This is a genomic window from Yoonia sp. (assembly GCF_046292185.1).
In the GTDB taxonomy this organism is placed as follows: Bacteria; Pseudomonadota; Alphaproteobacteria; order Rhodobacterales; family Rhodobacteraceae; genus Yoonia.
In genome coordinates this window covers 1-5,075 of the sequence record NZ_JBKBQY010000144.1, presented here as the reverse complement: position 1 = coordinate 5,075, position 5,075 = coordinate 1, and the positions used below count along the sequence as shown (strand labels likewise).

Below are 5,075 nucleotides of genomic sequence, written 5' to 3'. Positions count from 1 at the left end.
AAAACCACTCGGCCTTGGTGGGTCACGTCCAAGCAACGTGAAGCAAAGTTTCAGCCATGGGCGGACCAAAAACGTCGTGGTGGAAACCAAACGTAAACGCGTTGTGGTGCCCAAACCCGGTGCGGCCAAGCCCGCCGGATCGACTGGCGTGCAAATGGGCGGCGATCCGTCCAAACGGCCCGCCGGCATCTCGGATGTTGAACTCGAACGCCGGATGAAGGCGTTGGCGATGGCCCGCGCCCGCGAAACCGAAGAAGCCGCCAAGCGCGAAGCTGAAGAAAAAGAACGTGCCGCCGAACGCGAGGCGCGCCGCGCCGAGATGGAAGCCAAAGAGGCCGAAGATCGCGAACGCGAAGAACGCGCCAAGGCCAAGGCCGAAGAAGAAAAGCGCAAGGCTGAACGCGCCGCTGCCAAGGTCAAGGCCGAAGCGACCCCTGCGGGTGCTGATGCCAGCGCCCTGCCCGGCGAAAATGCCGTTGACCGTCCGTCCGCCGCTGGTCCCCGCAAGGTGGACCGCGAACGTGACGCGCGCGAAAAAGCCGCCAAAGCGAAACCGACACGTGGAGAAGATGATGGTCGCCGTGCGGGCAAGCTGACATTGAACGATGCGCTGACCGGCCGCGAAGGTGGTCGCCAGCGGTCGATGGCTGCGATGAAACGCAAGCAGGACCGCGCCCGCGCCAAGGCGATGGGCGGGTCTGCCGAACGTGAAAAAGTGTTCCGGGATGTGGCGCTGCCACCAGCGATCACGGTGTCCGAACTTGCCAACCGTATGGCGGAACGTGTCGCCGACGTGGTCAAGGCCTTGATGAATAACGGTATCATGGCGACACAGAACCAGTCGATTGATGCGGATACCGCCGAACTGATCATCGAAGAATTCGGTCACACTGTTGTCCGCGTATCGGATGCTGACGTCGAAGACGTGATCAAGATGGTGCCTGACGATCCCAAGGACCTGCTGACGCGTCCGCCCATCGTCACCATCATGGGTCACGTCGACCACGGTAAAACATCGCTGCTGGATGCGATCCGCAACGCCAAAGTCGTCGCTGGTGAGGCTGGCGGGATCACCCAGCATATCGGTGCCTATCAGGTGAAAACCGACAGCGGTGCACTGCTGACTTTCCTTGATACGCCCGGCCACGCGGCCTTTACCTCGATGCGGTCACGCGGCGCGCAGGTTACGGATATCGTCGTGTTGGTTGTTGCCGCCGACGACGCCGTCATGCCGCAAACGATCGAGGCGATTGCCCATGCGAAAGCGGCCAAAGTGCCGATGATCGTGGCGATCAACAAGATCGACAAACCATCTGCCAACCCTGACAAGGTCCGCACCGATCTGTTGATGCACGAAGTCGTGGTCGAAAAGATGTCCGGCGATGTGCAGGATGTCGAAGTGTCGGCCATCACCGGGAAAGGTCTGGATAACCTGCTGGAAGCCATTGCGCTGCAGGCGGAAATTCTGGAACTGAAAGCCAACCCTGATCGTGCCGCCGTTGGTGCGGTGATCGAGGCGCAGCTTGATATCGGCCGTGGTCCTGTGGCGACAGTTCTGATCCAGAACGGTACCTTGCGCACTGGCGATATCTTTGTCGTCGGCGAACAATACGGCAAGGTGCGCGCGCTGATCAACGACAAGGGCGAACGTGTGGCAGAAGCTGGCCCCGCCGTTCCGGTCGAAGTTCTGGGCCTGAACGGCACGCCAGAAGCTGGCGATGTGTTGAACGTCGTTTCGACCGATGCGCAGGCGCGTGAAATCGCGGAATACCGTGAAAAAGCGTCCAAAGAAAAGCGTGCAGCGGCTGGTATGGCAACGACGTTGGAACAGCTCATGGCGAATGCCAAGGCGAACGAGAACGTCAGCGAATTGCCCATCGTGGTCAAGGCCGACGTGCAGGGTTCTGCCGAAGCGATCGTTCAGGCAATGGAAAAGATCGGCAACGACGAAGTCCGCGTGCGCGTGCTGCATTCGGGTGTCGGTGCGATTACCGAAACCGATATCGGCCTTGCCGAAGCATCCGGCGCGCCGGTGTTCGGTTTCAACGTGCGTGCCAATGCCACGGCCCGCAATTCAGCCAACCAGAAGGGTGTGGAGATCCGGTATTATTCCGTCATCTACGACCTTGTGGATGATGTGAAGAAAGCCGCCTCTGGCCTGTTGTCTGCGGAAATCCGTGAAAAGTTCATCGGTTACGCCAACATCAAGGACGTATTCAAAGTGTCCAATGTCGGCAAGGTCGCCGGCTGTCTGGTCACCGAAGGTGTGGCGCGGCGTTCCGCTGGTGTCCGCCTGCTGCGCGATGATGTCGTGATCCATGAAGGCACACTGAAGACCCTCAAACGCTTCAAGGACGAAGTGCCAGAGGTTCAGTCAGGTCAGGAATGCGGCATGGCATTCGAAAACTACGAAGACGTGCGCCCCGGCGACGTGATCGAGATTTTCGAGCGGGAATCGGTCGAACGGAACCTGTGATCTGTATGATCAGAATGAAAAAGGGCGGTCCAACGGGCCGCCCTTTTGCTATAGCCAGTCCCGCAGGATTGGGATCAGCGGGACATCTGCCGCAGGCATCGGATAATTGCGCAGGTCATTAGGTCTGACCCATTTCAGTGCCTGCCCTTCGCGGGATTGCGGCGTGCCTTCCCATTTCCGGCAGGCAAACAGCGGCATCAGCAAATGGAAATCGGCATAGGCGTGGCTGGCAAAGGTCAGCGGCGCCAGACAGGACGCCCAGGTGCCGATGCCCAGTTCCTCGTGCAATTCGCGGATCAACGCGGCCTCGGGCGTTTCACCCTGCTCGACCTTGCCGCCGGGAAATTCCCATAGCCCCGCCATGGCTTTGCCTTCCGGGCGCTGCGCCAGCAGCACCCGCCCATCCGCATCAATCAGGGCGACAGCCGAAACAAGAACCAGCTTCACGACCGGTAATCAGCGTTGATATCGATATATCCATGCGTGAGGTCACAGGTCCAGACGGTCCTTGCACCGTCGCCCAACCCCAGATCGACACCGATCAGCAGTTCGTCGTTTTTCATATAGGCGCTGGTCGCGTCCTCAGAGTAATCCGGCGCGCGCCAGCCGTTTTCGGCCACGGTGATATCACCGAAACGGATTGATAGCTTGTCCCGGTCCGCCTGTGCACCGGATTTGCCCACGGCCATGACGACGCGGCCCCAATTGGCGTCATGTCCCGCAATCGCGGTTTTGACCAAGGGGCTGTTAGCAATCGCCATCGCGACCTTGCGCGCATCCGCGTCATCGGCAGCACCCGTCACGGCGACTGTGACAAATTTGGTCGCACCTTCGCCATCGCGCACAACCTGATGCGCCAGATCCAGCATGACGCCATGCAGCGCGCTTGAGAAATCATCATTGGCGGTTACATCGACACCTGACGCACCCGTCGCCACGGCGATCAGGCTGTCGGAAGTGGAGGTATCGCTGTCCACCGTGATGCAGTTGAATGTCTGGTCATTGTGTTGGGAAATCAGCTTTTGCAGCGCGTCCTGCCCGATCAGCGCGTCGGTGAAGATATAGACGAGCATCGTTGCCATATCCGGCGCGATCATGCCGGACCCTTTGGCGATACCCGCGATCTGTACTTGCTGACCACCGATATCGATAGTCGCGCTCGCCCCTTTGGGGAAAGTGTCGGTGGTCATAATCGCGCGGGCCGCATCCTTGATCGCGGCCTCGGTTTGGCCGTCATGGAGTTGCGCAATTTTCGCGATGATCCGATCATGCGGCAACGGTTCCCCGATCACCCCGGTTGAGGCGGTAAAGACCCGCGCCACTGATACACCCGTCTGATCCGCGACGGCATGTGTCAGGGTGGTGACGCTTTCCACCCCGTTCTTGCCGGTGAACGCATTGGAATTGCCAGAATTCACCAAAATCGCGGCAGGCCCGGACGGATCGCCGCCCAGTTTCGCTTGGCAATCCAGCACTGGCGCAGACCGTGTCGCTGAGCGGGTAAACACCCCGGCGATGGATGAACCGGCAGATGCGATAGCCAGCATCACGTCGGTCCGGTTCTGGTATTTTACCCCCGCCGCCGCGCTGGCAAAGGTTACGCCCGCAATGACGGGAAGGTCGGGAAATTGCGCAGGCGCAAGCGGCGAGGTTTTCATGATCTTATTCCGTCAACAGGTCGATCTGGTCGATGACATTGGGATCGAACGCGCCTTCTTCCGGACGTTCGATGGTGGCGGCGGCTGTCAATTCTTCCAGATAGGCAAGAACTGCGGCTTCTTGCAATTCGCCCATCAACTGCGGGGCGACCTGATCGAATTCGGGCTGCGGCTGGATGCGTTCATCCACCAAAGTCGCGACATGCCAGCCGAACTGACTTTCAAACGGATCGGACACTTCGCCGATGTCCAGCGCAAGAATGGCATCCTGAAATTCATCAACCATCATGCCTTCGCTGAACCATCCCAGATCGCCACCGTTCTGCTGGCCGGCGGGATCAATCGATACATCGGTGGCGACTGCGGCGAATTCTTCGCCTTCGTCAATCCGGGCCTTGGCGGCTGCGGCCTCTTCCTCTGTCTCGACCAGAAGATGCGAGGCGCGGTATTCCGGCACGTCGGGCGCGTCTGCAAAACGGGCGTTATAAGCCTCTTGCAGGGCTTCTGGGGTGACGGCTGTTTCGGACAGGGCGTTCACGACCTCGGCAGCCAGAAGGCCGCGGCGCTCATTGGCCAGTGTGTAAAGGATACTGGCGGGTACTTCTTCCAGCTCGTCCGCCAAAAGCTGCTGCTGAACCAATTGGTCGACCAGGCCAGTGAACAGAACGTCATTCGGGAACTGGGCATATTGCTGGGGCAGCATGCTGCGGGCAATGATCAACTCCCCCACCGTGATTTCGGTGTCACCGACCTTTGCCACGACGGTATCTGCGGTGACATCGCTTCCGGCAGCCACATCCTGTGCCGATGCGCTGGTCGTCACGGACAGCGACAGCGCCGCAGCCCCCAAAAATGTTACATGTTTCAGCATTAAACGTTCCCTTTACTGGCCGCGCAGTCGCGCGACGTTGACACTCTATACCCGGGACCTTACATCCCTG

The 5,075-nt window shown here is 59.6% G+C and carries 4 protein-coding genes; 1 reads left to right on the top strand and 3 read right to left on the bottom strand.

The window, feature by feature from the left end:
• The coding region (gene infB / locus ACK4TM_RS16935) for a translation initiation factor IF-2 (protein ID WP_409703596.1) at positions 1 to 2,476 on the top strand (2,476 nt) is incomplete at its 5' end.
• Positions 2,477 to 2,524: 48 nt separating this feature from the next.
• On the opposite strand, the gene ACK4TM_RS16930 is transcribed toward infB, so the two are convergent.
• From ACK4TM_RS16930 to ACK4TM_RS16920, 3 genes are read right to left on the bottom strand one after another with little or no spacing between them, the layout of a single operon-like run.
• Positions 2,525 to 2,923 carry a (deoxy)nucleoside triphosphate pyrophosphohydrolase gene (locus ACK4TM_RS16930; RefSeq protein ID WP_409703593.1) on the bottom strand — a complete coding sequence of 133 codons (399 nt, stop codon included), beginning with the start codon at positions 2,921 to 2,923 and terminating at the stop codon, positions 2,525 to 2,527.
• On the bottom strand, positions 2,920 to 4,134 hold the full coding sequence (gene argJ / locus ACK4TM_RS16925) for a bifunctional glutamate N-acetyltransferase/amino-acid acetyltransferase ArgJ (RefSeq protein WP_409703590.1): 1,215 nt from the start codon (positions 4,132 to 4,134) through the stop codon (positions 2,920 to 2,922). The genes ACK4TM_RS16930 and argJ overlap by 4 nt, the downstream gene beginning before the upstream one ends.
• A gap of 4 nt (positions 4,135 to 4,138) precedes the next feature.
• Positions 4,139 to 5,005: a peptidylprolyl isomerase gene (locus tag ACK4TM_RS16920; protein WP_409703587.1), complete on the bottom strand. Its 867-nt coding sequence runs from the start codon at positions 5,003 to 5,005 to the stop codon at positions 4,139 to 4,141.
• Positions 5,006 to 5,075 lie beyond the last annotated feature (70 nt).

Excerpts from the sequence above, each read along its gene's own strand:
- argJ (WP_409703590.1), bottom strand. The coding sequence starts at position 4,134 with ATGAAAACCTCGCCGCTTGCGCCTGCGCAATTTCCCGACCTTCCCGTC.
- ACK4TM_RS16920 (WP_409703587.1), bottom strand. The coding sequence starts at position 5,005 with ATGCTGAAACATGTAACATTTTTGGGGGCTGCGGCGCTGTCGCTGTCC.